General features: G+C 54.1%; 25 protein-coding genes and 2 tRNA genes. 16 read left to right on the top strand and 11 right to left on the bottom strand.

Translation table 11 applies throughout. The annotated features are described in order from the left end of the window. Positions 1-299: 299 nt before the first annotated feature. On the top strand, positions 300-1,073 hold the full coding sequence (locus tag ACLHV9_RS10575; RefSeq protein WP_028017288.1) for a C40 family peptidase: 774 nt from the start codon (positions 300-302) through the stop codon (positions 1,071-1,073). A 121-nt stretch (positions 1,074-1,194) separates the two neighbouring features. Next, on the top strand, positions 1,195-1,776 hold the full coding sequence (gene sodB, locus ACLHV9_RS10570; protein ID WP_028017287.1) for a superoxide dismutase [Fe]: 582 nt from the start codon (positions 1,195-1,197) through the stop codon (positions 1,774-1,776). A 39-nt stretch (positions 1,777-1,815) separates the two neighbouring features. Here sodB and ACLHV9_RS10565 read toward each other — a convergent pair whose 3' ends face one another. Then, the gene (locus ACLHV9_RS10565) at positions 1,816-2,982 is read right to left on the bottom strand and encodes an MFS transporter (RefSeq protein ID WP_028017286.1); all 1,167 of its coding nucleotides are present in this window, start codon (positions 2,980-2,982) and stop codon (positions 1,816-1,818) included. Between the two features lie 163 nt (positions 2,983-3,145). Next, the gene (locus ACLHV9_RS10560; RefSeq protein ID WP_020688313.1) at positions 3,146-3,235 is read right to left on the bottom strand and encodes a YnhF family membrane protein; all 90 of its coding nucleotides are present in this window, start codon (positions 3,233-3,235) and stop codon (positions 3,146-3,148) included. A gap of 297 nt (positions 3,236-3,532) precedes the next feature. Between ACLHV9_RS10560 and purR the strand changes: the two genes are divergently transcribed. Beyond that, the gene (gene purR / locus ACLHV9_RS10555) at positions 3,533-4,558 is read left to right on the top strand and encodes an HTH-type transcriptional repressor PurR (protein ID WP_028017285.1); all 1,026 of its coding nucleotides are present in this window, start codon (positions 3,533-3,535) and stop codon (positions 4,556-4,558) included. An 18-nt stretch (positions 4,559-4,576) separates the two neighbouring features. Here the strand turns inward: purR and punR are convergent, their stop codons facing one another. Then, positions 4,577-5,488, bottom strand: coding sequence for a DNA-binding transcriptional activator PunR (punR, locus tag ACLHV9_RS10550; RefSeq protein ID WP_129324548.1), 912 nt, complete (start codon positions 5,486-5,488; stop codon positions 4,577-4,579). 114 nt (positions 5,489-5,602) lie between these two features. Between punR and punC the strand changes: the two genes are divergently transcribed. Both punC and cfa read left to right on the top strand, forming a co-directional pair. Then, positions 5,603-6,802: a purine nucleoside transporter PunC gene (gene punC, locus ACLHV9_RS10545; protein WP_108090110.1), complete on the top strand. Its 1,200-nt coding sequence runs from the start codon at positions 5,603-5,605 to the stop codon at positions 6,800-6,802. A 297-nt stretch (positions 6,803-7,099) separates the two neighbouring features. Beyond that, positions 7,100-8,248, top strand: coding sequence for a cyclopropane fatty acyl phospholipid synthase (cfa, locus tag ACLHV9_RS10540; RefSeq protein ID WP_108090111.1), 1,149 nt, complete (start codon positions 7,100-7,102; stop codon positions 8,246-8,248). A gap of 31 nt (positions 8,249-8,279) precedes the next feature. Here the strand turns inward: cfa and ACLHV9_RS10535 are convergent, their stop codons facing one another. Then, positions 8,280-8,921 (bottom strand): riboflavin synthase, encoded by a 642-nt coding sequence (locus ACLHV9_RS10535; protein WP_028017281.1) that lies wholly within the window; start codon positions 8,919-8,921, stop codon positions 8,280-8,282. A 225-nt stretch (positions 8,922-9,146) separates the two neighbouring features. Between ACLHV9_RS10535 and mdtK the strand changes: the two genes are divergently transcribed. The 4 genes from mdtK to ACLHV9_RS10515 all read left to right on the top strand — a co-directional run bounded on the left by mdtK (position 9,147) and on the right by ACLHV9_RS10515 (position 12,544). Then, the gene (mdtK, locus tag ACLHV9_RS10530) at positions 9,147-10,520 is read left to right on the top strand and encodes an MdtK family multidrug efflux MATE transporter (RefSeq protein WP_108090112.1); all 1,374 of its coding nucleotides are present in this window, start codon (positions 9,147-9,149) and stop codon (positions 10,518-10,520) included. Between the two features lie 153 nt (positions 10,521-10,673). After that, positions 10,674-10,750, top strand: a tRNA-Val gene (locus ACLHV9_RS10525). A gap of 4 nt (positions 10,751-10,754) precedes the next feature. Further along, positions 10,755-10,831: transfer RNA gene (locus ACLHV9_RS10520), tRNA-Val, on the top strand. A 117-nt stretch (positions 10,832-10,948) separates the two neighbouring features. Then, positions 10,949-12,544, top strand: coding sequence for an FAD-NAD(P)-binding protein (locus tag ACLHV9_RS10515; protein WP_108090113.1), 1,596 nt, complete (start codon positions 10,949-10,951; stop codon positions 12,542-12,544). Between the two features lie 28 nt (positions 12,545-12,572). Here the strand turns inward: ACLHV9_RS10515 and ACLHV9_RS10510 are convergent, their stop codons facing one another. Beyond that, positions 12,573-13,208, bottom strand: coding sequence for a carbonic anhydrase (locus ACLHV9_RS10510; RefSeq protein ID WP_108090114.1), 636 nt, complete (start codon positions 13,206-13,208; stop codon positions 12,573-12,575). A gap of 72 nt (positions 13,209-13,280) precedes the next feature. Further along, positions 13,281-14,063 carry an MBL fold metallo-hydrolase gene (locus ACLHV9_RS10505; RefSeq protein WP_108090115.1) on the bottom strand — a complete coding sequence of 261 codons (783 nt, stop codon included), beginning with the start codon at positions 14,061-14,063 and terminating at the stop codon, positions 13,281-13,283. Between the two features lie 125 nt (positions 14,064-14,188). Here ACLHV9_RS10505 and ACLHV9_RS10500 point away from each other — a divergent pair, with 125 nt between their 5' ends. Beyond that, positions 14,189-14,329, top strand: coding sequence for a hypothetical protein (locus ACLHV9_RS10500; RefSeq protein ID WP_003857665.1), 141 nt, complete (start codon positions 14,189-14,191; stop codon positions 14,327-14,329). A gap of 92 nt (positions 14,330-14,421) precedes the next feature. On the opposite strand, the gene ACLHV9_RS10495 is transcribed toward ACLHV9_RS10500, so the two are convergent. After that, entirely contained in the window at positions 14,422-14,589 is a 168-nt protein-coding gene (locus ACLHV9_RS10495) for a hypothetical protein (protein WP_032666818.1), read from the bottom strand. Positions 14,590-14,834: 245 nt separating this feature from the next. On the opposite strand from ACLHV9_RS10495, the gene ACLHV9_RS10490 reads away from it, so the two are divergent. Genes ACLHV9_RS10490 through ACLHV9_RS10475 form a run of 4 tightly spaced genes read left to right on the top strand, consistent with a single transcriptional unit; the run spans position 14,835 to position 17,928 of the window. After that, positions 14,835-15,665, top strand: coding sequence for an ABC transporter substrate-binding protein (locus tag ACLHV9_RS10490; protein ID WP_028017276.1), 831 nt, complete (start codon positions 14,835-14,837; stop codon positions 15,663-15,665). A gap of 1 nt (position 15,666) precedes the next feature. Continuing rightward, positions 15,667-16,482 (top strand): amino acid ABC transporter ATP-binding protein, encoded by an 816-nt coding sequence (locus tag ACLHV9_RS10485; protein ID WP_108090116.1) that lies wholly within the window; start codon positions 15,667-15,669, stop codon positions 16,480-16,482. Then, on the top strand, positions 16,482-17,258 hold the full coding sequence (locus ACLHV9_RS10480; protein WP_128347968.1) for an amino acid ABC transporter permease: 777 nt from the start codon (positions 16,482-16,484) through the stop codon (positions 17,256-17,258). Before ACLHV9_RS10485 ends, ACLHV9_RS10480 begins: the two co-directional genes overlap by 1 nt. Next, positions 17,242-17,928 carry an amino acid ABC transporter permease gene (locus tag ACLHV9_RS10475; RefSeq protein WP_108090117.1) on the top strand — a complete coding sequence of 229 codons (687 nt, stop codon included), beginning with the start codon at positions 17,242-17,244 and terminating at the stop codon, positions 17,926-17,928. Before ACLHV9_RS10480 ends, ACLHV9_RS10475 begins: the two co-directional genes overlap by 17 nt. On the opposite strand, the gene fumD is transcribed toward ACLHV9_RS10475, so the two are convergent. The 4 genes from fumD to ACLHV9_RS10455 all read right to left on the bottom strand — a co-directional run bounded on the left by fumD (position 17,909) and on the right by ACLHV9_RS10455 (position 20,748). Then, entirely contained in the window at positions 17,909-18,118 is a 210-nt protein-coding gene (fumD, locus tag ACLHV9_RS10470; protein ID WP_008500615.1) for a fumarate hydratase FumD, read from the bottom strand. The two genes, ACLHV9_RS10475 and fumD, sit on opposite strands and share 20 nt — an antisense overlap. A gap of 110 nt (positions 18,119-18,228) precedes the next feature. Then, positions 18,229-19,041, bottom strand: a complete 813-nt coding sequence (locus tag ACLHV9_RS10465) for a MetQ/NlpA family ABC transporter substrate-binding protein (protein ID WP_003857677.1) — start codon at positions 19,039-19,041, stop codon at positions 18,229-18,231. A 23-nt stretch (positions 19,042-19,064) separates the two neighbouring features. Continuing rightward, entirely contained in the window at positions 19,065-19,733 is a 669-nt protein-coding gene (locus ACLHV9_RS10460; protein ID WP_049006353.1) for a methionine ABC transporter permease, read from the bottom strand. Continuing rightward, positions 19,726-20,748 carry a methionine ABC transporter ATP-binding protein gene (locus ACLHV9_RS10455; protein ID WP_108090118.1) on the bottom strand — a complete coding sequence of 341 codons (1,023 nt, stop codon included), beginning with the start codon at positions 20,746-20,748 and terminating at the stop codon, positions 19,726-19,728. Before ACLHV9_RS10455 ends, ACLHV9_RS10460 begins: the two co-directional genes overlap by 8 nt. Positions 20,749-21,148: 400 nt before the next feature. Between ACLHV9_RS10455 and ACLHV9_RS10450 the strand changes: the two genes are divergently transcribed. Beyond that, positions 21,149-22,519 carry a pyridoxal-phosphate dependent enzyme gene (locus tag ACLHV9_RS10450; RefSeq protein WP_108090119.1) on the top strand — a complete coding sequence of 457 codons (1,371 nt, stop codon included), beginning with the start codon at positions 21,149-21,151 and terminating at the stop codon, positions 22,517-22,519. A gap of 11 nt (positions 22,520-22,530) precedes the next feature. Then, the gene (locus ACLHV9_RS10445) at positions 22,531-23,676 is read left to right on the top strand and encodes a trans-sulfuration enzyme family protein (RefSeq protein ID WP_028017268.1); all 1,146 of its coding nucleotides are present in this window, start codon (positions 22,531-22,533) and stop codon (positions 23,674-23,676) included. Positions 23,677-23,893 lie beyond the last annotated feature (217 nt).

Below are 23,893 nucleotides of genomic sequence, written 5' to 3'. Positions count from 1 at the left end.
CATTGTAGCGGTTCAGACTGGCATCGGAAAATAACATTTTTGTCACGTTTATTTATTTTACCGCGACTCATGAAAAGTTGCATTGCAAATGGTGTTTAACCCTGCTGCACTGAGGGTTTTGCTTAGGGAGTGAACAAATGTGCGACAGAACGATGAATTTTTTTGCACTTGCTAACGAAACACGATTGTAGATTGAAAAATGCTATTAACTTCTCGGGTTTTTATGGATTAGAATCGACGGGCTTTGTAAATCATACGCAGGTACTATAGATGGCCTGCATTTATCAGGGGACTGCCCAGTGGCGCGGATAAATAAAATCTCGATCACGCTCTGTGCTTTACTGTTTACATCACTCACTTTCACGCCAGTGGCAAACGCCTCTCAGCAGGCGCGGCATTCTGCTGTGCAAAAGAACCATCTGGTGAAAGCCACAGAACGTAAGAAAAAAACCACCAGTAAGAACGATAAGAAAAAAACAACTGCTCAGACTAAACAAACCGCTTCAAGCAAGACAAAAACAAAATCTTCCCGCACTGCTCACACATCCAAAAGTAAAGCCTCGCAGACTGCCGCCAACCTCGTGACTGAAAAATGCATCACGCGTAAAGGCCACAAGGCGAAATGCACGAAGGTCACGAAAATAGCGGAAGTGCATAAAGTGCGTGTACAGAAAGCGCAAAAAACCGCGATGAACAAACTGATGGGGCAAATTGGCAAACCTTATCACTGGGGTGGCAGTTCACCGCGTACCGGCTTTGACTGCAGTGGCCTCGTCTATTACGCCTATAAAGATCTGGTGAAGTTCCGCATTCCACGTACTGCCAATGAAATGTACCACCTGCGCGATGCTTCTCCGGTTGACCGTGGTGAGCTGGAAAACGGCGATCTGGTCTTCTTCCGTACACAGGGTCGCGGCACGGCTGACCACGTCGGTGTCTATGTCGGTAACGGAAAATTCATTCAGTCACCACGCAGCGGTCAGGATATTCAGATCACCTCGCTGAGTGAAGACTACTGGGTTCGCCACTACGTCGGCGCGCGTCGCGTCATGACACCTAAAACCATTCGCTAATCCCTGCCCTGCCGCGTCGCGGCAGGGTAAGTTCCTCTTTTGCATACCCTTTCAATTTGCTATTCTCTCCTCGTTGTCTGTGTGGTTATTGGCAACACAAAATACAATAAGGAGAGAAGCAATGTCGTTCGAATTACCTGCACTACCGTATGCAAAAGACGCCCTGGCACCGCACATTTCTGCGGAAACCCTGGAATATCACTACGGCAAGCATCACCAGACGTACGTCACCAACCTGAACAACCTGATCAAGGGCACCGATTTTGAAGGCAAAACGCTGGAAGAGATCGTCCGCAGCTCTGAGGGGGGCGTATTCAACAACGCAGCTCAGGTGTGGAACCACACCTTCTACTGGCACTGCCTGGCGCCAAACGCCGGTGGCGAACCTGCCGGTGAACTGGCTACCGCCATCAATGCCGCCTTTGGCAGCTTCGCGGATTTCAAAGCGAAATTTACCGATGCAGCTATCAAGAACTTCGGTTCTGGCTGGACGTGGCTGGTAAAAGAAGCCGATGGCAAACTGGCTATCGTTTCCACCTCTAACGCGGGTACCCCACTGACCACCAGCGCTAAGCCGCTGATGACCGTGGACGTTTGGGAACACGCTTACTACATTGATTACCGTAACGCGCGCCCGAACTACCTGGAGCACTTCTGGGCACTGGTTAACTGGGAGTTTGTGGCGAAGAACTTCGCCGCATAAGAGACACGCAGAAGGGTTCGCCCTTCTGCGTTTTTTTGCTTATTCAGCAGCGCAGGCTGTTTCTGGCTGCTTACGACCGGACATCATCACCAACAGCAGACCAAGCGCGGCAATAATCGCCCCCATCACCGGTACAAAACTGTATCCCAGCCCCCCGGAAATAACCGCGCCACCGGCGGCTGCACCGAGCGCATTACCGAGATTGAACGCGCCAATATTCACTGAAGACGAAAGACCCGGCGCCTCATGGGCGACCCGCATCACACGCATTTGCAGCGGTGGAACCACAGCAAAGGTGGCAGCTCCCCAGACGACCATCGCAATGGCTGCTCCGAACTCATTACGTGCCAGCCACGGAATAGCAATCATGATGACAATCAGCAGGGTTAAGAAGCCCTTCAACGTCCCGCTCACGGAACGGTCGGCAAATTTCCCACCCAGATAGTTACCAATCGAGAAGCCCACGCCAATCAACACCAGCATCGCAGTGATAAAGATCGGTGTCGCGTGAGTGATGTCGTGAAGCACGGGAGAAATGTAGGTATAGAGGGTAAACATCGCCCCTGCTCCCAACACGGTCGTCAGCAATGCCGAGAGCACCTGCGGGCGTACCAGCACAGACAACTCTTTGCGCACGTCAGGACGTTCCCCCGCGCTGCCTTTCGGCAGGGAGAAGAACAGTGCCACCATCGCGATCACACCGAGACCGGCCGTCGCCAGGAAAGACATACGCCAGCCGATCGCTTCACCCAGCCAGGTTGCCGCAGGCACCCCGCCGATGTTGGCAATCGTTAGTCCCATAAACATGGTTGCCACGGCACTCGCCTGCTTGTGTTTTGGCACCACGCTTGCGGCAACAACCGACCCCAGCCCAAAGAACGCGCCGTGGTTAAGGCTGGTCAAAATGCGGGACAGCATCAATGTGGTGTAGTCCGGCGAAATGGCGGAAAGCACGTTGCCCAGGGTGAAAATCGCCATCAGGAAAATCAGCGCATTGCGGCGCGCGCGATGCGAAAGCAGAAGCGTCATCAGCGGCGCCCCGACCATCACGCCGATAGCGTAGGCGCTGATTAACATCCCTGCGGCAGGGATCGAGACATCCACGCCTCTGGCAATAACAGGCAGTAACCCCATCGGGGAGAATTCAGTGGTGCCAATCCCAAAAGCGCCAATCGCCAGGGCCAGCAGGGGAAAATTGATTTTCATACGTCAACTCCGGATGCCGTGTCATGGGGTGACACAGAACAAAGAAGCGGAAAGCATGACATCAATCACAAAAAATGAGAAGTTAACAAAATGGCAAAAGATTTTTGCCAGAGAAGTAACAATCCGGGGAATCGGGAGGGAGAAAGCTCTCCCTCCACGTAAATCAGTGCAGTGCGGCCGTCAGACCCGCTGCGACAATCAAAGCCAGCACAATAACGGTGGTGAACAGCGAAAACTTCAGATCGGAACTCATCAATTTTTCTCCTTTTAATCCCCCCACGAAAAGTGAGCTTGCTCATTTTTGCACAATTTACGTCAAAAATCTTCCTGGATTTAAACGGATAACCACTTTACCTCTTCCCCTTTTCATCAAGATAGGACAAAATTCCACGCTAAATTTATTAGCGTACCGGCCATTGACCCCCTCCTGACGTCCTGTGTCGTTTTCCCGGCGTGTCGCAATTCAAAATTGCGTGATAAGGGTGAGAGAAGGCAAACGTTTACCTTCAAGTTTTTCAGGAGTTTAGGATATGGTCTGGAGTGACATTTAATGGCAACAATTAAAGATGTAGCAAAACGCGCAAACGTTTCCACTACAACCGTATCACATGTAATTAACAAAACCCGCTTTGTGGCGGAAGAGACGCGCAACGCCGTCTGGGCAGCGATCAAAGAACTGCACTATTCGCCAAGTGCGGTTGCGCGTAGCCTCAAGGTTAATCACACCAAGTCTATTGGTTTGCTGGCGACCAGCAGTGAAGCGGCCTATTTTGCCGAGATCATTGAAGCGGTTGAGAAAAACTGTTTTCAAAAAGGCTATACCCTGATTCTGGGCAACGCGTGGAACAGCATTGAAAAACAGCGCGCCTACCTGTCGATGATGGCGCAAAAGCGCGTTGATGGCCTGCTGGTGATGTGTTCCGAGTATCCGGAAACTGTGCTGTCCATGCTGGAAGAGTATCGCCATATCCCAATGGTGGTGATGGACTGGGGTGAAGCCCGCGCGGACTTCACCGATTCCGTTATCGATAACGCCTTTGAAGGCGGTTATATGGCGGGTCGTTATCTGATAGAACGCGGTCACCGCGAGATCGGTGTGATCCCGGGTCCACTGGAGCGCAATACCGGTGCAGGTCGTCTGGCTGGGTTTATGAAAGCGATGGAAGAAGCGCTGATCACCGTGCCGGAAAACTGGATCGTGCAGGGCGACTTCGAACCGGAGTCGGGCTACCGCGCGATGCAGCAGATCGTCTCCCAGCAGCACCGTCCGACCGCCGTTTTCTGCGGGGGCGACATCATGGCAATGGGTGCCCTCTGTGCTGCCGATGAGCTGGGTCTGCGTGTACCGCAGGATATTTCTGTGATCGGGTATGACAACGTGCGTAACGCGCGCTTCTTTACGCCGGCATTAACGACCATTCACCAGCCGAAAGACTCACTGGGTGAAACCGCCTTTAATATGCTGATGGACAGGATCGTCAACAAACGAGAAGAGTCACAGTCCATTGAAGTTCACCCGCGTCTTATTGAACGCCGCTCCGTTGCGGATGGTCCGTTCCGCGACTACCGCCGGTAATCTCTTCACGGGGGCCAGTTAAGCTGGCTCCCGTAACCATTCCCGGTTTAGCGTTTCGCTGTCTCCCAGATAATCCAGCAGCCAGGCCATCGCTGGCGAGACATCATTTTGTTGCCAGGTGAGGCAACAGGCCGCATCCGGGAACGGGTTCTCTAGCGTCAACTCAACCCACTCTCCGGTGTCAATTCGCGGCCGCGCAAAATGAACGGGCACCATCGCAACGCACAAGCCAGCACTGAGGCACGTCGCCGACGATTCCCAGTCGGGTGCAACCACCCGCCGCTGGTTATCCAGAAGCCAGGTGATACGCTTGGGTAATGAACGGGACGTATCCTCCAGCACCAGCGATGGCCAGTTGCGTAGCGTATCGTCGCTCAAGGGTCCTTCCAGAGCCGCCAGCGGATGATCGCTTGCCACCACGCATTTCCAGCTCAGCATCCCCATATCGCGAAACGCATAACGTCCCCCAACCGGAATCGCCTGCGTGGCCCCGATCGCCATCTCTGCCCTACCGTCCGCCAGCGCATCCCAGACGCCGTTAAACACTTCCTGCGACACCCGCAATTCGACGTCAGAAAAATGACGATAGAAATCGACAATCATTTGCCGGGTACGCTCAGGTTTGACGATATTATCCACCGCGATGGAAAGATGCCCCCGCCAGCCGTTAGCGATCTGCTGACACTGTTCGCGGGTGATCTGCATTTTTTTGATGACAGAACGTCCTTCTTTCAAAAACCACGCGCCGGCGGGCGTTAATTCCACATCACGATGTCGCCGTTCAAACAGAGGAACCGCCAGCCACTCCTCCAGCTGACGTACTGTATAGCTGATAGCTGAAGGCACGCGGTGTAACTCCTGCGCCGCTCCACTGAAACTGCCGTTACGCGCGACAGCATCGACCACTTCAAGAGAATAATCTGACCACATTTTCTGCCTGCAAAAAATTTGAATGCACACGCCAAATATTAGCGTTTCACAAGCGGCTTTGCACTCCCTACACTCAGCGCCAATGTATACCTGCCTCCTCAGGAGAATAAAACAATGCAACCCAGGAAAGGTTTTTTAGTCTGGCTCGGCGGCTTAAGCGTGCTGGGCTTTTTGGCCACTGATATGTACCTGCCGGCTTTCGCCGCCATGCAGGAAGATTTGCAAACCCCTGCAGCGGCCATCAGCGCCAGCCTGAGTTTGTTCCTCGCCGGTTTCGCCTTCGCGCAGCTACTTTGGGGGCCGCTATCAGATCGTTTTGGCCGTAAACCAGTACTGTTGCTGGGACTTGGCATTTTTGCCGTCGGCTGTCTGGGTATGTTATGGGTACGCGATGCGACCTGGCTGCTGGTGCTGCGCTTTGTGCAGGCCGTCGGCGTCTGTGCAGCAGCGGTGACCTGGCAGGCTCTTGTTACCGACTACTACCCAGCCAACCGCACCAACCGGATTTTCGCCACCATTATGCCGCTGGTAGGGCTTTCACCTGCCCTCGCCCCGCTGCTGGGCAGCTGGATCCTGGTGCATTTCGAGTGGCAGGCTATCTTTGCCACGTTGTTTGCCATCACACTGGTACTCATGCTGCCGGCATTCGCGCTCAAACCAGCGCATAAAAAAGAGGCACATGCGGATGCGAAGCCCATTACCTTTACCTCTTTGCTGAGTGCCAAAGCGTATCGCGGTAATGTCCTGATTTATGCCGCCTGCTCGGCGAGCTTCTTCGCGTGGCTGACCGGTTCGCCATTTATTCTGCACGATATGGGGTACAGCCCGGCGGCGATCGGCCTGAGCTACGTTCCGCAAACCATCGCATTCCTGGTGGGCGGGTACGGCTGTCGTGCGGCGTTGCAGAAATGGGAAGGTCAGCAGATGCTGCCGTGGCTGCTGGTGCTGTATGCATTGAGCGTTATCGGGACATGGGCTGTTGGTTTTATCCCGGGCACCGGTCTGGTAGAAATCTTAATACCATTCTGCGTGATGGCCGTCGCTAACGGGGCAATCTACCCGATCGTTGTGGCGCAGGCATTACGTCCGTTCCCACAAGCGACAGGTCGCGCGGCTGCTCTGCAGAACACCCTGCAGTTGGGTCTGTGCTTCCTGGCAAGCCTGGTGGTCTCTGCGCTGATTGCCACACCGCTCCTGACCACCACTACCGTGATGCTGGTGACCGTTGTGCTGGCCTTTGTGGGCTACCGTATGCAGGCTTCCGCACAGCGTGAGCTGAATAACAGCACGCCGGTTGAAACATCGCATGCGTAATCGCGCCGGAAATTATGTTAACTTCCAGTGATTAGGTTGCTAAGAATTTTTTATTGAATCACCAAATTTTGCGGCCTATACTAAATTTGGTTCGATTAAATACGATAAATATTAAGTGTTAACGGGAGCCGGAGTGCTCCCGTTTTACCATGGAAGGCATTTCGGCAAGGGTTATCTCCCTTCCTCTGTTCTACGTCGGATATTAGCCTCGCGGTATTTACCGTGAGATTTCTCACAAACCAAAAAAAGCGTCTACGCTGTTTGAAGGTTCTGATCACACAGGGTGATGGAGAAGCTATGAGTTCATCGTGTATAGAAGAAGTCAGCGTTCCGGACGATAACTGGTCCCGGATCGTCAGTGAACTGTTAGGTCGAGCAGGCATCACTATCAATGGATCGTCGCCAGCCGATCCCCAGGTTAAACATCCCGACTTTTTTAAGCGCGTGTTGCGGGAGGGTTCGTTAGGCCTGGGGGAAAGCTATATGGACGGCTGGTGGGAGTGCGAACGGCTGGATATCTTCTTCTCCAGCGTGTTGCGTGCCGGTCTGGAAAATCAACTCCCCCGCAATCTGAAAGACACACTGCGCGTCGCCTCTGCCCGGCTGTTTAATCTGCAAAGTAAAAAACGCGCGTGGATCGTCGGCAAAGAGCATTACGATCTCGGCAACGACCTGTTCAACCGTATGCTTGACCCCTTCATGCAATATTCCTGCGCTTACTGGAAAGAGGCTTCGACGCTGGAAGAGGCTCAACAGGCTAAGCTGCATCTGATTAGCGAGAAACTGAAGTTAGAACCCGGAATGCGCGTGCTGGATATCGGCTGCGGCTGGGGTGGGCTGGCCTGGTTTATGGCGAAGCACTACGGCGTCAGCGTGGTGGGTGTCACTATTTCAGCTGAACAGCAAAAGATGGCGCGGGAACGCTGCCAGGGTCTCGATGTGGATATCCGGCTACAGGATTACCGCGATCTTAACGAACAGTTTGACCGTATCGTTTCGGTGGGTATGTTCGAGCACGTGGGACCGAAGAACTACAACACCTATTTTGACGTGGTGGATCGTAATTTGAAACCGGACGGCATCTTCCTGCTGCATACCATCGGCTCTAAGCGAACCGATAACAACGTTGACCCGTGGATCAATAAATACATCTTTCCGAATGGCTGTTTACCGTCCGTTCGCCAGATTGCCAACGCCAGTGAACCCCATTTCGTGATGGAAGACTGGCATAACTTCGGTGCGGATTACGACACCACGTTGATGGCATGGCATGCTCGTTTTCAGGAAGCCTGGCCTGAGATTGCGGACAACTATTCTGAACGATTCAAGCGGATGTTTAGCTATTATCTAAATGCCTGCGCGGGGGCGTTTCGCGCGCGGGATATTCAGCTCTGGCAGGTGGTATTCAGCCGTGGCATTGAACACGGTTTGCGTGTCGCCCGCTAAAAAAATAACCCCGGTTACCCGGGGTTATTTTTTATTCTTCTTCTGCTGTTTTAATTATTGCGGCTTCTTTTGCCGCCAGCACACGCTCAACGGTATCCACCACCGCCTGAGTTTGCGGATCGATTTCGATATTTACGCGATGCCCCAGTTTTTTCGCCCCCAGCGTGGTGCGCTGCAGCGTTTCAGGAATTAAATGCACACAAAAACGCGTCGGCGTCACTTCCCCGACAGTCAGACTAATCCCATCAATACCAATAAACCCCTTGTACAGGATGTATTTCATTAATGAAGGATCCTGCATTTTAAACCAGATTTGACGGTTATTTTCCGAGGTCACAATTTTCGCCACTTCGGCAGTGGTCATGATGTGCCCCGACATCAGATGCCCGCCAATCTCATCGCTGAACTTCGCCGCACGTTCAACGTTGACGGTATCCCCAACCGCCAGCTCACCCAGGTTGGTGATACGCAGCGTCTCTTTCATTAAATCAAAGCTGATCTGGTTGCCGTTAATTTCGGTCACGGTCAGGCAGCAGCCGTTATGCGCAATCGAGGCACCGGTTTCAATGCCCTCAAGCATATATTCCGGCAGCTCAACAACATGAGTTCGGAAATTAGGTTTTTCATCAATGGACACCACTTTGGCGGTGCCCTGCACAATACCAGTAAACATGCTTACAACTCCTGTTTTTTCCGGACGGTGGTGACACCGTTTAATCCCATCACAATAACAGTTGGAAAAACAGGTTGCCAGCGGAGCGCATTTTCTGGCGATTTTTTCACTAGATAAATAGCTAAAGCCCGCTACAATAGCTGGCACCCCCCTGCATTTTCTTCTTGCTGCCCGTTTCGGCGGCTTTTTTAGTCTCTCAAATAACAACAAAATAAAGGTGTTCACGTGCAGAAGTACATGAATGAAGCGCGCCAGTTATTGGCACTGGCTATACCAGTGATCGTCGCGCAAGTGGCCCAGACCGCAATGGGATTTGTGGATACGGTAATGGCAGGTGGCTACAGTGCCACCGATATGGCGGCCGTTGCTATCGGCACGTCAATCTGGCTTCCGGCCATCCTGTTCGGCCACGGTCTGCTGCTCGCGCTCACGCCTGTTATCGCCCAGCTCAATGGCTCGGGTCGTCGCGAGCGCATTGCCCACCAGGTCCGTCAGGGTTTCTGGCTGGCGGGGTTTGTCTCCGTGCTGATTATGGTGGTGCTCTGGAACGCTGGCCATATTATTCGCGCCATGCATAACATTGACCCGGCACTGGCTGACAAAGCAGTGGGTTATCTGCGCGCCCTGCTCTGGGGGACTCCAGGCTACCTCTTTTTCCAGGTGGCGCGTAACCAGTGTGAAGGTCTGGCGAAAACGAAACCTGGGATGGTGATGGGCTTTATTGGTTTGCTGGTCAATATTCCTGTTAACTATGTCTTTATTTACGGTCATTTCGGAATGCCGGAACTGGGTGGCGTCGGCTGCGGCGTGGCGACGGCAGCCGTTTACTGGGTGATGTTCTTCTCGATGATCGCCTTTGTAAAACGCGCCCGTTCCATGCGCGATATCCGCAACGAGAACAGATTTAGTACGCCAGACTGGAGCATCATGACGCGTCTGGTGCAGCTAGGTTTGCCGATTGCCCTCGCGCTGTTCTTCGAGGTGACGCTTTTCGCCGTGGTCGCCCTGCTGGTCTCCCCGTTGGGCATTGTGAACGTAGCCGGGCACCAGATTGCGCTGAACTTCAGCTCGCTGATGTTCGTCCTGCCGTTGTCGCTGGCGGCGTCGGTGACTATCCGTGTCGGCTTCCGTTTGGGGCAAGGTTCGACGATAGACGCGCAAACCGCCGCGCGAACCGGGCTGGGTGTCGGTGTCTGCATGGCTGTCTGTACGGCGCTCTTTACCGTCACGCTACGCGAACAAATCGCCCTGCTCTACAATGACAACCCCGAAGTCGTGGCTCTGGCGTCGCATCTGATGCTGCTGGCAGCGGTCTACCAGATATCTGATTCCATTCAGGTGATTGGCAGCGGTGTGCTGCGTGGATATAAAGACACGCGTTCCATCTTCTTTATCACCTTCGTCGCCTACTGGGTATTGGGTCTGCCGTGTGGTTACATTCTGGCCCTGACCGACCTGGTGGTTGACCGCATGGGTCCGGCCGGATTCTGGATGGGCTTTATCATCGGTCTGACCTCTGCGGCAATTATGATGATGATGCGAATGCGCTTCCTGCAACGTCAGCCATCAACGGTCATTTTGCAACGCGCAGCACGTTAATTACGCAGTAGCCGCCGGCTGGCGGCTACTTTATCTTCACTTTGCGCGGTAATACAGCAATCGCGTGAAATCAGAGAGAAAAATGCATTTTCCCTCTTGCCTCATTGGTGCTGTGCCGCTAATATTCGTCCCCGTTGTCACCGACAACACGTTGCGTTCATAGCTCAGTTGGTTAGAGCACCACCTTGACATGGTGGGGGTCGTTGGTTCGAGTCCAATTGAACGCACCATTCTGCGTCCGTAGCTCAGTTGGTTAGAGCACCACCTTGACATGGTGGGGGTCGGTGGTTCGAGTCCACTCGGACGCACCATTTCAGTCCTGAAATGGTGCAAATTATCCTCTGATTTCCTGAATTATCCTAATCCCTTATTTTCATCACTGTTCTCCTGCTACGCTTTCCTCATGGAAAAAAAGAGGAATACCGTCGATGAAGAAAATCGCCATTATCGGTTCCGGCCCTACAGGGATTTATACGTTTTACGCACTTCTTAAAAATCGGCAGCCGCTTTCGGTTTACGTCTTTGAGCAAGCTGATAACGCGGGCGTGGGTATGCCCTATAACGACGACGATAATTCTCGTCTGATGTTGGCGAACATTGCGAGCATTGAAATCCCGCCACTGTTCATGTCCTACCTCGACTGGCTTAAGGGCCAGAGCGAAACCCATCTGGCACGCTTTAAGGTGGATAAATCCCGTTTGCATGACCGGCAGTTCCTGCCCCGTCTCCTGCTGGGTGAGTATTTCTGCGACAGCTTTTGGTCAATCGTAAAAGAGGCGAAAAAACGCGGGTTCCATGTTGAAATCCATGAGTCTGCCCGGGTCACCGACATCGTGCCCACGAATGACGGCGTCACGCTTTCCGTCAACGACAGCAGTTTTCCTGAACGCTTTGACCTTGCGGTTATCGCCACCGGCCACGTCTGGCCTGAAGACGACGAAGCCTCTCGCACGTACTTCCCAAGCCCGTGGTCCGGTCTGATGGATGCCAAAATTCCGCCCTGCCGTGTTGGCATCATGGGGACATCGTTAAGCGGTCTTGACGCGGCAATGGCGGTAGTGATGCAGCACGGCGCGTTTCGCGACGGTAAATTCGTTCTGGATACAGGCAGCGAGGCGTTAAAGATTGTCCTGATGTCCCGAACGGGCATTCTCCCGGAAGCCGATTTTTACTGCCCTATTCCTTACGAACCGTTGTCAGTGTTGACTGAGCTCGCGGTTGAACGCGAAATTGCCAAAGGGCCGGATGGCCTGCTTGATCGCATTTTTGCCCTGATGGTGAGAGAGCTTGAACTTGCTGACCCGGCATGGTGTAAGAAAGTTGCTCTGCATAAGCAGACGGCAGACAGCATGCGTGAGGCCTGGTTTGAAAATCGTAAACGACACGACCCGTTCACCTGGGCCGAAGAAAACCTCGACGAGGTTGAGAGAAACAAACAGGAACACCGCACCGTGGCCTGGCGCTACACCGTGCTTCGGCTCCATGAAGTGGTTCAGACGATCGTACCGCATCTCGACGATCGCGACAGTAAGCGCTTCAAACAAGGGCTGGCCCGGGTCTTTATCGACAACTATGCGGCCATCCCTCCACAGTCTATTCGCAGGCTGCTCGCGCTTCGCGAAGCCGGCATTATTAGCGTGGCTGCGCTCGGTGACAATTACACGCTGGATATTGGCAGCGATAGCGCAGCAATCGCCACAAAAGAGACCGTCTACCGTTTCGACGTTTTTATTGATGCGCGCGGGCAAAAGCCGCTCAAAACGAAAGATCTGCCCTTCCCGACGCTGCGCAAACAGCTGGAGGCAACAGGCGAAGAGATCCCCGAGATTGGCGAGGATTACACCTTAAAAGCACCTGAAACCGTTCGCGGACGCATCGCCTTTGGCGCGATACCGTGGCTAATGCACGATCGTCCCTTCGTTCAGGGGCTGGCGGAGTGTGCAGAGATTGCAGAGGCGATGGCGAAAGCGGCAGAAAAAACCGCGTCTGGGTTACGGCGGAAATTACCGTATAGTGAGGACTGACAGGGCATCCATGCCCTGCTGTAATGGATTACTCGAAATACACTTCCGGGTTTTCAGACAGCGAAACGAAGGTTTTCGTTGCTTTATCCAGCGCGCGAATTTCGCCGCTTTCAATGTCATACACCCAGCCGTGCAGTCGGATAGAATTATTACGCAGGCCCACCGCCACGGATGGATGGGTCTTAATGTTGCTCAGCTGCGCAAATACGTTTTCCTGCACCATCGCGTTGACTTTATCGATCGGCTTATCCCAGATTTTCTTCTCAACCACCGCTTTTGCCGCATCGGAATAGCGCAACCAGTGCGACACAGCAGGCATCGGCTCCAGGTTCGCGTTATCGGCAATCGCCTTCATCGCACCACAGTTGGAGTGACCGCAAATCACGATATCCGTCACACCCAGCGCCACAACAGCGTATTCGATGGTTGCGGACACACCGCCAGGCTCAGGTCCGAACGGCGGCACAATGTTGCCAGCATTACGAATGACAAAGAGTTGTCCTGGCTCCTGCTGGGTGACCAGTTCCGGGACCAGACGGCTGTCGGAGCATGAGATGAACAGCGCTTTGGGATTCTGGCTGGACGCTAAACTGCGGAAGAGTTCTTTACGTTGCGGGAAAATCTCTTTTTGAAAGCTGAGAAAACCTTCAATGATATGTTGCATAGCAATGTCTCTTTTATCTGTTTTAGTTTAGGCATGATCGAGATCACACTCGTAAAGTTTACCCATCGTGGTTTACTTCAGACAAGCAATATATTTCTGGCCCGACCGCTGCACAATTTCGTCCGCGAAGGCCTGGATGTTCTGCCCTTCGAAAGCACCGTACAGACGTGCAAACGTTCTGCCTTTCAGATGACTCACTACCGATGCTACGGTCCGGGCCGGCAGCGGAAGATAATTTGGGTAACTCCACATAAACGAGACAGCGTCTTTCCCCGGCGTGACCTGCAGAATATCGCCCACCAGCAATACCCCCGCACCTTCCTGCCAGTGCAGCACTGTCCCGCCAGCAAAATGACCGCCGAGGCGCAGCAAAGTAACCGACGGGAAAATTTCCAGCGCATCGTCCTGCCAGAAGTGGATTGCCGGGCTGTCACGCATGATCCATTCCCTGTCGCTGGCGTGCAGATACAGCGGTGCATCAAACGCCGCAGCCCATTCCTGCATCGTGGTGTAATAGTGCGGGTGTGAAATCGCAATTGCGCTGATGCCGCCGAGCGCAGTGATGAGTGTTTTAGTTGCCAGGTCGAGATTAGCAATACAGTCCCAGAGAATATTGCCGTGCGGGGTACGCAGGAGCAGTGCCCGCTGATTGATAGCAAATGCGGGCACCGTTTTGATACTAAACAATTGCGGCTCCAGCTGCTGCCATTTGTTGCTGTGTGTGGCGGTTACGGTATCGAAATCTGTCCACACCTGGCCCGTGACGGGCACATACTGACGGTCATCCTCGCAGATCGGGCATCTGTCAGGCTGTGCATCATAGGCGGTTCCGCAGGTTTTACAGAGGGTAATCATGTGTTCTCCTCAGCGATAAAGCACTGAGTATGGCAGGGATTATCCTTATGTGCTGCGAGGTACATTGCTGGCTTTTTTTGCCCTATACTGTGCCAGTATCAAAAACTGAACAGAGCAGGTGCAACATGGAAATTGATCTCGATAACTTAGTGTTTAACGGTCTGGATGAAGCAGAAGAGCGTAATGCGGAACGTCTGGACGACGCGGATAAAAAAGCGCAGGCGATTGTCGCCGACGACGACTGCGGCGACGCCTGCAAGATCTAATAAAAAAGCACCGGGAAACCGGTGCTTTTTTATTTCACTCGTTAAACGTCGCGCACACCTCGTTCCAGTACGTTTCGCGCGTGCGGCGCAGTTCAGCGTGGCGTTTTATCATGGAACCACTCCGGGTCAATGTTGGCAACGTCTACGCCATACAGGCTGGCGACAGGCAGTATCGACTCAAGAACACGTTGCGCGCTGTTCTCCGCATTCGCTGGCCGGGCCGCAAAAAACCGCCGTAACGTGCTGATCCATTTTTTCATCGTCTTACCCTCTCTCGCCGTATCTGCCTTCAGTTAAGCACCCAAATCCCGTGGAGGGGAAATACCAAAATCCACTGTCGATGTGCAGGATCTGCAAATAGCCCCCCGTCCTTTTCACTCTTCATTAACACCTTGTTCACTAATGCTTTTTTGCTCATAGCAAAGAACGATTTCTTATTTGGCGATAGCTTTCCCTTATGGGAGCGTAACGGGGTAAAACAAAAACAACGGGATGGCGTATGACTATGGCAGCAAAAATGAAAGGGTTTAAAAAACGGACGCTGGTTCTGGGATTAGTGGCAGCCTGGGGCCTGTTTTCAGCGCAGGCGCAGGCCGATCAGCTGGCGGATATCAAGGCAGCAGGGGTGGTGAAAGTAGCCACATTTGATGCCAACCCGCCGTTTGGCTCGATTGATGCCAAAACGCATGAGATCGTGGGTTACGACGTGGACTTCGCCAAAGCGCTGGCTAAATCACTCGGCGTGAAGCTTGAACTGGTTGCCACCAATCCGGCCAACCGCATTCCGCTGCTGCAGTCCGGCAAAGCCGACCTGATCGTGGCGGATATCACCATCACCCCGGAACGCGCACAGGTCATTGATTTCTCGACGCCTTACTTCGTCACCGGCCAGCAGTTCCTGGTTCCGGCGAAATCACCGGACAAGCTCGATGACTATAGTCGGGCGCGTATTGGCGCGGTCAAAGGAACCACGGGCGAACAGGCGCTGCACCAGCGTTTCCCGCAGTCCCGCGTGCTCTCTTATGACGATATTCCACTGGCGCTGACGGCACTGCGCAATGGCAACGTGCAGGCAATCACCCAGGACAGCACTATTCTGGCCGGTCTGCTGGCGCAGGCGCCGGATAAAGCCAACTTCAAAATCCTGCCCGATCTGCTCAGTAAAGAAGAGATTGGCGTGGGGGTGAAGAAAGGTGAAACCGCGCTGCTGAAGGCCGTTAACGACGAGCTGGTTAATCTCGAGAAGAACGGCCAGGCGGCAAAAATCTACGACGTCTGGTTTGGTCCAGGCACTCCAGCTCCACAGCCTCGCGCCTTTAAAATAGAAGCTAAGTAATATGCTCTCAGGTTTATTTTCACACTCCGCGGTCGGTGCCGCGGATTTTTCACATCTGGAACAGGCCAGCGTCGAGTTTCGTCATGTGGACAAACGCTACGGTGACCATCAGGTTTTAAACGACATTAACCTCACCATCACGCCCGGAGAAGTGGTCGCCATCCTCGGCCCTTCGGGTTCCGGTAAATCCACCCTGATTCGTCTCATCAACCAGCTTGAAACCCTGAGCGGCGGGGAGATCCTTGTCGACAACAAACCGACCGGCAAGCTGTCTGGTATCGGGCTGCGTCAACTGCGCAGCCGCGTGGGGTTTGTGTTCCAGCAATTCAATCTTTATGCCCATCTCACCGCCAGCCAGAACATCACCCTGGCGCTGGAGCAGGTTCACGGCTGGAAGCCGCAACCTGCCCAGGAGCGCGCGCTGTCCCTGCTGGAGAAAGTCGGAATGCTGGAAAAAGCCCACCATTTCCCGGCAGAGCTTTCTGGTGGTCAACAGCAGCGCGTGGCGATAGCCCGTGCTCTGGCCTCTTCGCCGCAAATCATTCTCTTCGACGAGCCGACATCGGCTCTCGATCCTGAGATGATTGGCGAAGTGCTGTTTGTGATGAAAGCCCTCGCCCACAGCGGGATCACCATGATCGTCGTGACCCACGAGATGCAGTTTGCCCGGGAGATTGCCGACCGGATCGTCTTTATCGACGGCGGGCAAATTCTCGAGATTGCGCCGCCGGCGCAGTTTTTTAGTCAGCCCTCACATCCGCGCGCGCAGCGTTTCCTGCAAAAGGTGCTTAACCCACTGCATCAGGAGCATCTGTAATGCCCGCGCTCGACTGGCACGGGGTACTGACCGGACAGCCCCTGCAGTGGATATTCTCCGGATTTCTCACCACCCTGTGGGTCACGATTATGGGGATCATGCTGGCAAGCCTGCTGGCGTTACTTTTTATGCTCCTGCGCCTTTCCGGCGGACGCCTCGGGAGCGCCATCGTCAGTGGCTGGGTATCGCTGTTTCGCAATACGCCGCTGCTGGTGCAGCTGCTGTTCTGGTATTTTGCCGCCTGGAACGGATTACCACAGGCGTTTCGCGACGTGGTTAACGCGGATCACAGCTGGTCAATTCTGCCCGGCGACGTCTGGTGGTTTACACCCGAGTTTTTATGTTCCGCCTGGGGGTTGGGCGTCTTTACCTCGGCGTTTTTAATCGAAGAGGTGGAGTCAGGGTTACGTTCTGTGCCTGCCGGACAACGGGAGGCCGCGCTGGCTCAGGGTTTCTCTTCGTGGCGTTTGTTTCGTCACATCCTTCTGCCGCAGGGCCTGGCCAACGCCTGGCAGCCCGTTGTGGGGCAGTACCTTAATCTGATGAAGCTCTCCTCGCTCGCCAGCGGGATTGGCTTTGCCGAACTCACCTACCAGGTCAGGCAGATTGAAAGCTACAACGCGCATGCGCTGGAAGCATTTACTGTCGGTACCGCACTCTATCTCCTGACCGGTCTGGTCATGGGAATGGTGCTGGTTCGTATTGGACCTCAGGCGAAACGTAAACGCCCCATCGCTGTCACCGCAGGGAGTGAAAAACATGATTGCCGGACTTAATGTCATCACCGATAACCTCGATTATCTGCTGTGGGGACGTGCGGCAGCGGGTGAACCGGGCGGCGTATTGCTCTCGTTGATGATGGCGACTGGAGCAGCCGTCATTGCTCTGCCCGGCGGGGTTGCTCTCGCGTGTCTGGCCTGGCGCTTTACCGGGCTCGTGCGAAAGGCCCTCTTTTTGTGGGCAGAACTGATCCGCGGTATCCCGCTCATCTTCGTGATTTTCTGGATGTGGTATCTGCTGCCGCTCATTACCGGGGGCGATCTGCCGGGAGCGCTTACCGTCACGCTGGCCCTGGCCTGGTTTACGGCGGCAACCGTGATGCACTCGGTGCTGGCCGGACTTAACGCGCTACCCTCCGGGCAATATGAGGCTGCACTGTCTCAGGGATTCAGCACGCAACAAACGTTGTTGCGCGTACTGCTGCCGCAGGCGCTGAGGAATATTCTGCCGTCACTGGTGGGGATTTTTATCAGCCTGCTGAAGGATACGTCGCTGGCGTTTATCGTGAACGTACCGGAACTGACCACGGTGGCGGGACAGGTCAACAACCGGGTGCAAATCTACCCGGCGGCCATTTTTATCTTTACGGGTGTGGTCTACTATCTGCTCTGCTGCTCGCTGGAGCAGCTTGCGAAACGCTGGCGTATCACCCGGCCAGCGCTTTAACCACCGTTTCCATCGCTTCGGTTGTTAATTCACTGCGTTTAACGCGCTGGTTCGCCAGCGCGGTACGCAGTACTCCGGCAATGACAATATGCTTTGGCTCCTGCCCTAAATCACGCATCTCAAGCACCACCTTACCGACTACCCGGCACATCTCCTGATACAGCGCTTCATCTTTAGTCACATTACCCATCGTCATCACTCCATTGCCTTTTAAACGTTGAGCTTAAATGATTCTCCTGCCGGATACAAAAAAGAAGCCCGGCGAGAGACTCGCCGGGCTTCATCTGTAAAATCAGCTAATTAGTTGTTTACTGGAATGACTGCGCCTTTGTACTTGGTGCGGATCCAGTCCTGAATCTCTTTCGAGTGCAGCACGTTCACCAGCGCAACGATATCTTTCTTCTTCTCGTCACCGCGATGGACGGTGATGATGTTGGCGTACGGGTTGTTTTCACCGCTCTCAACCGCAATCGGGTCGTGAACCGGATCCAGACCGGCGTCAATCGCGTAGTTGGCGTTGATCACCACCGCAGCGCCTTCATCATTGTTGTACATCTGCGGCAGCAGAGAGGCTTCAACGTTAGGGGTGAACTGCAGCTTTTTCGGGTTTTCTACGATGTCGCTGATGCGCGCGGTCACTTTGTCGATGCCCGGTTTCAGCTTGATCACGCCCTCTTTTTCAAAGATAGAGAGGATACGGCCCTCTTCAGAAACAGCGTCACGCATGATGATCTTGCCGCCTTCCGGCAGATCTTTCAGCGACTTATATTTTTTAGAGTAAATGCCGATTGGCTCAATGTGGATCGCGCCTGCACTGACAAAATCATAATCCTTGTCGCCCGCATGATCTTTCAGAACGCTGTTCAGGTAAGGGATGTGCTGGAAATAGTTCGCGTCGATATCATGACCCGCCAGCGCGGTGTTGGGCAGAATGTAGTCCTGGAACGGTTTAATCTCCAGGTCGATACCCTGCTTCGCCAGAATCGGTTTTGCCTGCTCCAGAATTTCAGCGTGTGGCGTGTTGGATGCCCCCACGGTCAGGGTATCTGCCCAGGAGGCAAAGCTCAGGGCACTCAGGGTTGCTGCAGCGATCAATGTCAGTGTCTTTTTCATGATGTGGTTCCTGTGTGTATTTATTAGCGTTTATCTAACAGTGAAGTAATGATGTCGCCGCAGAACTGGATGATGAAAACGATGATTAAAATAGTCACCGTTGCCACCAGCGTGACGTCACCATGGTTGCGCTGGAATCCTTCCAGATAAGCCAGATTTCCCAAACCACCGGCGCCAATCACCCCTGCCATCGCGCTGTAACTCACCAGCGCAATCAGCGTCACCGTAATACCTGATACCAGTGCAGGTGATGATTCCGGCAGTAAAACCCGAAACACTAACGTGCTCAGTCGTGCGCCCATCGAGCGAGTTGCTTCGATGACGCCTTTATCCACTTCACGCAGGGCGATCTCCACCAGGCGTGCGTAGAACGGTGCGGCGCCGACAATCAGTGCCGGCAGTGCCGCGTTGGCGCCAAGGATGGTGCCAACAATGGTCTTGGTGAACGGGATCAGCAACACAATCAAAATGATGAACGGAATAGAACGGAACACGTTCACCACAATCGAAATGACGCTATACACCGTGCGATTGTGAAACAACCCACCGCGTGCGGTTAAAAACAGCGCCAGACCCAGCACGATGCCCAGCACAAACGTCGCCACGCCTGAAAGCGCCGTCATGTACAGCGTCTCCAGCGTCGCCGCCCAGAGCTGATCCCATTTGAGATGCGGAAAGAGATTCTCAGCCATGTTTAATCACCTCGCCTTCAATATCGCTGTGCTGCAGGTCGGCGAGGATATTGTTCAGTTGTTCGTCAGATGCCACGACGTGCACCCAGAGCTGGCCAAACACGCCATGGGCGGTTTGCGTCATTTTCCCGTGCAGGATGTTAAACGGCAGGCCGTAGCGGAGGGTCAACTCACCCACGATCGGCTTATGCGTGCTGTGCCCGGTAAACGTCAGTTTGATGACCGTGCCTTCCAGATCGTTTGCCAGCTCGCTATTGAAGGTTTCCTCCTCGGCATACTGGCTTACCTGGCGGACAAACTGCTGCGTAATGGGCTGTTGTGGATGGGTAAAGACGCTCAGCACATCCCCTTCTTCCACCACTTTACCGTTCTCCATTACCGCCACGCGGTCGCAGATTTTGCGCACCACGTGCATCTCGTGCGTGATCAACACGATGGTCAGTTTGAAGCGGCGGTTAATATCCAGCAGCAGATCGAGGATCTGATCGGTAGTCTGCGGGTCGAGCGCTGACGTAGCTTCATCACAGAGCAGCACGTCGGGGTTATTCGCTAGCGCACGCGCAATGCCTACACGTTGCTTTTGCCCGCCGCTCAACTGCGACGGGTACGCATTCTCACGCCCTTTCAGCCCAACGAGCTCGACAAGCTCGGTCACGCGGGACTTTATTTTCGCTTTTGGCACACCTGCAATTTGCATTGAAAACGCGATGTTTTCTGAAACCGTACGCGACCACAGCAGGTTGAAATGCTGGAACACCATACTGATTTTCAGGCGTGCCTGGCGCAGCGCCTCGCCACTGGCGGCAGAAATGTTCTGCCCATTAATGGTGACACTTCCGGTGCTGGGTTTTTCCAGACCGTTCAGCAGACGAATCAGCGTGCTTTTCCCGGCCCCACTGTAACCAATAATTCCGTAAATCTGTCCCTGCTCTACCGTCAAGTTGACGTCATCAACGGCAGTCAGTGCCACTTTTCCGTTGTCAAAAACCTTCGAAATATTACTCAGTACAATCATTCTTATTCGTTATCCGTCCCGCGCATGGCGGTTTAGAAGTATGGATGTCCAAATGAGTGTAAACAGGCGTTATCAGCTTTTAAATGAATAAAAAGGCATGTGTTATAACCGTGGGAAATAAACAGCGGATTTACCGGGAGGGAAGCATTTAGACCAATTTCAGCAATGATTATCTGCCAGATGTATATCTGCTGGCTGACACCCTTAAAAATCGGTCATTTTTGCAGCATTTCTCACTGGTATAGCCATCCTCACATCCAGACAACTTTACGTCTTGCTATCCTGACATCCAAAAACGCCATTTATATTCCTTTCAGTTCTAAACGGCAGTGAATGGTTCTTTATTGCGAAAATTACACCGCCCTATCATCCCGTCATGACATCCAGAAAGGAAAATATCATGACGATTTATCACTCCGTCACCGAATTGATTGGCCGTACGCCACTTATCCAACTGCATAAGCTTGATACCGGTCCCTGCTCGCTGTTCCTGAAGCTGGAAAACCAGAACCCGGGCGGTTCTATTAAGGATCGCGTTGCGCTGTCGATGATTAACGAAGCGGAGCGTACCGGTCAGCTGCAGCCGGGCGGTACGATCATTGAGGCGACGGCGGGAAATACCGGTCTCGGCCTGGCTCTGATCGCCGCTCAGAAAGGCTACTCGCTGATCCTGGTGGTACCGGACAAAATGAGCCGCGAGAAAATTTTCCACCTGCGCGCGCTGGGTGCCCAGGTGGTACTGACCCGCTCCGACGTTAATAAAGGCCACCCCGCCTATTACCAGGATTATGCCCAGCGGCTGGCCAACGAGCTGCCCGGCGCGTTTTACATCGACCAGTTCAATAACGAAGCCAATCCGCTGGCACACCGCACCACCACAGCCCCGGAACTGTATGAGCAGTTGGACGGCAAGATCGACGCTATCGTAGTGGGTGTGGGTTCCGGCGGGACGCTGGGCGGCCTGCAGGCGTGGTTCGCCGAGCACTCTCCGCACACGGAGTTCGTGCTGGCAGACCCGGCAGGATCCGTTCTGGCAGACCAGGTAGAAACCGGGAAATATCACGATGCCGGCTCCTGGCTGGTTGAGGGGATTGGCGAAGACTTTATTCCTCCGCTGGCCCACATCGAAGGCGTGAATCGCGCCTGGCGCATCACCGACCGGGAAGCCTTCACCACCGCGCGCGATCTGCTGAAAACGGAAGGTATTCTGGCAGGCTCCTCCAGCGGCACGCTGCTGGCAGCCGCGCTGAAATATTGCCAGGCGCAAACCACGCCAAAACGCGTGGTGACCTTCGCCTGCGACAGCGGCAATAAGTACCTCTCGAAGATGTTCAACGATGACTGGATGCGTCAGCAAGGCCTGATCACGCGCCCGCAGGCAGGCGATCTCTCCGACTATATCGCCCTGCGCCACGATGAAGGGGCTACCGTCACCGCCGCCCCGGACGACACGCTTTCCACCGTCCTGGCACGCATGCGTCTGTATGACATCTCCCAGCTGCCGGTGCTGGAGAACGGTAAGGTCGTCGGCATTATCGACGAATGGGATCTCCTGCGGAATATCGACGGCGATGGCGATCGCTTCGCACTTCCCGTAACTGAGGCCATGACCCGTCAGGTGGAGTTCCTCGATAAACGCGCCCCGGAAAGCGACCTGAATACCATTTTCGACCGCGGTCTGGTGGCCGTGATCAATGACAACGACCGTTTTCTGGGTCTGATTACGCGCAGCGACGTTCTGACCGCCTGGCGCAACCGTCTTCAGCAATAAAGGAATAGATGATGAAAAACCTGGCTACCTTGAGCGTCCACAGCGGCGAGTTCAACGATCAGCACGGCGCGGTGATGCCGCCGATTTATGCCACCTCAACGTTTGCGCAACCGTCCCCCGGAGAACATACCGGCTATGAATATTCCCGGAGCGGCAACCCGACTCGCCACGCGCTGGAGACCGCCATCGCCGAACTGGAAGGCGGCACGCGCGGCTACGCGTTTGCCTCCGGTCTGGCGGCTATTTCCACGGTGCTCGAACTGCTGGATAAAGACAGCCATATTGTCGCCATCGATGACGTTTACGGTGGGACGTATCGCCTGATCGAGAACGTGCGCAAGCACAGCACCGGCCTGCAGGTCAGCTGGGTTAAACCGGATGACTTAGCCGGGCTGGAGGCCGCCATTCGCCCGGATACACGTATGATCTGGGTAGAAACGCCAACCAACCCGCTACTGAAGCTGGCGGACCTGGCGGCCATTGCGGCGATCGCCCGTCGTCATAACGTCATCAGCGTGGCGGATAACACCTTCGCGTCGCCGGTGATCCACCGTCCGCTGGAATCGGGTTTCGATATCGTGGTGCACTCCGCGACCAAATACCTTAACGGCCACTCTGACGTCGTCGCCGGACTGGCGGTGGTAGGAGATAACCAGGCGCTGGCGGACAAACTTGGCTACCTGCAAAACGCGGTCGGTGGCGTACTGGATCCGTTCAGCAGCTTCCTGACGCTGCGCGGTATTCGCACGCTGGCTTTGAGGGTAGAAAAGCACAGCACCAACGCGCTGGCGATTGCGCAATGGCTGGAGCAACATCCGCAGGTTGAAAAAGTGTTCTATCCAGGACTGGAATCGCACCCACAATATTCGCTTGCCCGCACGCAGATGGCGCTGCCCGGCGGAATGATTTCTGTCGTGGTAAAAGGCGATGCGCAACGTGCAGCAGAAGTGATTCGCAACCTGAAGTTGTTCACCCTTGCGGAAAGCCTGGGCGGCGTTGAGAGCCTTGTGAGCCAGCCTTACAGCATGACGCACGCCTCGATTCCGCTGGAGCAACGCCTGGCAAACGGCATTGTGCCGCAGCTGATCCGCCTGTCAGTGGGAATTGAAGATCCAAAAGACCTGATTGCCGACCTCAGCCAGGCGCTGAAAAAATAAGCAAAATGCGGCAGGTTAATCCCCTGCCGCCATAAGTTGTCATTATGGCTTAACGCCTTGATAACAATATTATGTGAAACTTCACAGATTATTTCTGAAACACCGTTTCCATTTTCCTTTTAGCTAAAAATCAGCGTATAATGCGCGCCTAATCCCTGGTGAATGGTTTCAGCGCTTGGAATACAAAAAACAACGTACAACTTCTCCTCTCCTTCGT

The sequence above is a fragment of the Enterobacter sp. CPE_E890 genome, from assembly GCF_046521475.1.
Classification (GTDB): domain Bacteria; phylum Pseudomonadota; class Gammaproteobacteria; order Enterobacterales; family Enterobacteriaceae; genus Enterobacter; species Enterobacter adelaidei.
This window is presented reverse-complemented; position numbering and strand designations above follow the sequence as displayed.

What these genes read in the sequence shown, in the direction of transcription:
- punC (WP_108090110.1), top strand. Translation starts at nt 5,603, where the DNA reads ATGCAACCCAGGAAAGGTTTTTTAGTCTGGCTCGGCGGCTTAAGCGTG.
- ACLHV9_RS10460 (WP_049006353.1), bottom strand. Translation starts at nt 19,733, where the DNA reads ATGGCTGAGAATCTCTTTCCGCATCTCAAATGGGATCAGCTCTGGGCG.
- ACLHV9_RS10485 (WP_108090116.1), top strand. Translation starts at nt 15,667, where the DNA reads ATGCTCTCAGGTTTATTTTCACACTCCGCGGTCGGTGCCGCGGATTTT.
- ACLHV9_RS10455 (WP_108090118.1), bottom strand. Translation starts at nt 20,748, where the DNA reads ATGATTGTACTGAGTAATATTTCGAAGGTTTTTGACAACGGAAAAGTG.
- ACLHV9_RS10490 (WP_028017276.1), top strand. Translation starts at nt 14,835, where the DNA reads ATGGCAGCAAAAATGAAAGGGTTTAAAAAACGGACGCTGGTTCTGGGA.
- ACLHV9_RS10565 (WP_028017286.1), bottom strand. Translation starts at nt 2,982, where the DNA reads ATGAAAATCAATTTTCCCCTGCTGGCCCTGGCGATTGGCGCTTTTGGG.
- ACLHV9_RS10505 (WP_108090115.1), bottom strand. Translation starts at nt 14,063, where the DNA reads ATGATTACCCTCTGTAAAACCTGCGGAACCGCCTATGATGCACAGCCT.
- ACLHV9_RS10510 (WP_108090114.1), bottom strand. Translation starts at nt 13,208, where the DNA reads ATGCAACATATCATTGAAGGTTTTCTCAGCTTTCAAAAAGAGATTTTC.
- punR (WP_129324548.1), bottom strand. Translation starts at nt 5,488, where the DNA reads ATGTGGTCAGATTATTCTCTTGAAGTGGTCGATGCTGTCGCGCGTAAC.
- ACLHV9_RS10535 (WP_028017281.1), bottom strand. Translation starts at nt 8,921, where the DNA reads ATGTTTACTGGTATTGTGCAGGGCACCGCCAAAGTGGTGTCCATTGAT.
- ACLHV9_RS10480 (WP_128347968.1), top strand. Translation starts at nt 16,482, where the DNA reads ATGCCCGCGCTCGACTGGCACGGGGTACTGACCGGACAGCCCCTGCAG.
- sodB (WP_028017287.1), top strand. Translation starts at nt 1,195, where the DNA reads ATGTCGTTCGAATTACCTGCACTACCGTATGCAAAAGACGCCCTGGCA.
- cfa (WP_108090111.1), top strand. Translation starts at nt 7,100, where the DNA reads ATGAGTTCATCGTGTATAGAAGAAGTCAGCGTTCCGGACGATAACTGG.
- ACLHV9_RS10500 (WP_003857665.1), top strand. Translation starts at nt 14,189, where the DNA reads ATGGAAATTGATCTCGATAACTTAGTGTTTAACGGTCTGGATGAAGCA.
- ACLHV9_RS10475 (WP_108090117.1), top strand. Translation starts at nt 17,242, where the DNA reads ATGATTGCCGGACTTAATGTCATCACCGATAACCTCGATTATCTGCTG.
- ACLHV9_RS10495 (WP_032666818.1), bottom strand. Translation starts at nt 14,589, where the DNA reads ATGAAAAAATGGATCAGCACGTTACGGCGGTTTTTTGCGGCCCGGCCA.
- ACLHV9_RS10450 (WP_108090119.1), top strand. Translation starts at nt 21,149, where the DNA reads ATGACGATTTATCACTCCGTCACCGAATTGATTGGCCGTACGCCACTT.
- fumD (WP_008500615.1), bottom strand. Translation starts at nt 18,118, where the DNA reads ATGGGTAATGTGACTAAAGATGAAGCGCTGTATCAGGAGATGTGCCGG.
- ACLHV9_RS10515 (WP_108090113.1), top strand. Translation starts at nt 10,949, where the DNA reads ATGAAGAAAATCGCCATTATCGGTTCCGGCCCTACAGGGATTTATACG.
- purR (WP_028017285.1), top strand. Translation starts at nt 3,533, where the DNA reads ATGGCAACAATTAAAGATGTAGCAAAACGCGCAAACGTTTCCACTACA.
- ACLHV9_RS10560 (WP_020688313.1), bottom strand. Translation starts at nt 3,235, where the DNA reads ATGAGTTCCGATCTGAAGTTTTCGCTGTTCACCACCGTTATTGTGCTG.
- ACLHV9_RS10465 (WP_003857677.1), bottom strand. Translation starts at nt 19,041, where the DNA reads ATGAAAAAGACACTGACATTGATCGCTGCAGCAACCCTGAGTGCCCTG.
- ACLHV9_RS10445 (WP_028017268.1), top strand. Translation starts at nt 22,531, where the DNA reads ATGAAAAACCTGGCTACCTTGAGCGTCCACAGCGGCGAGTTCAACGAT.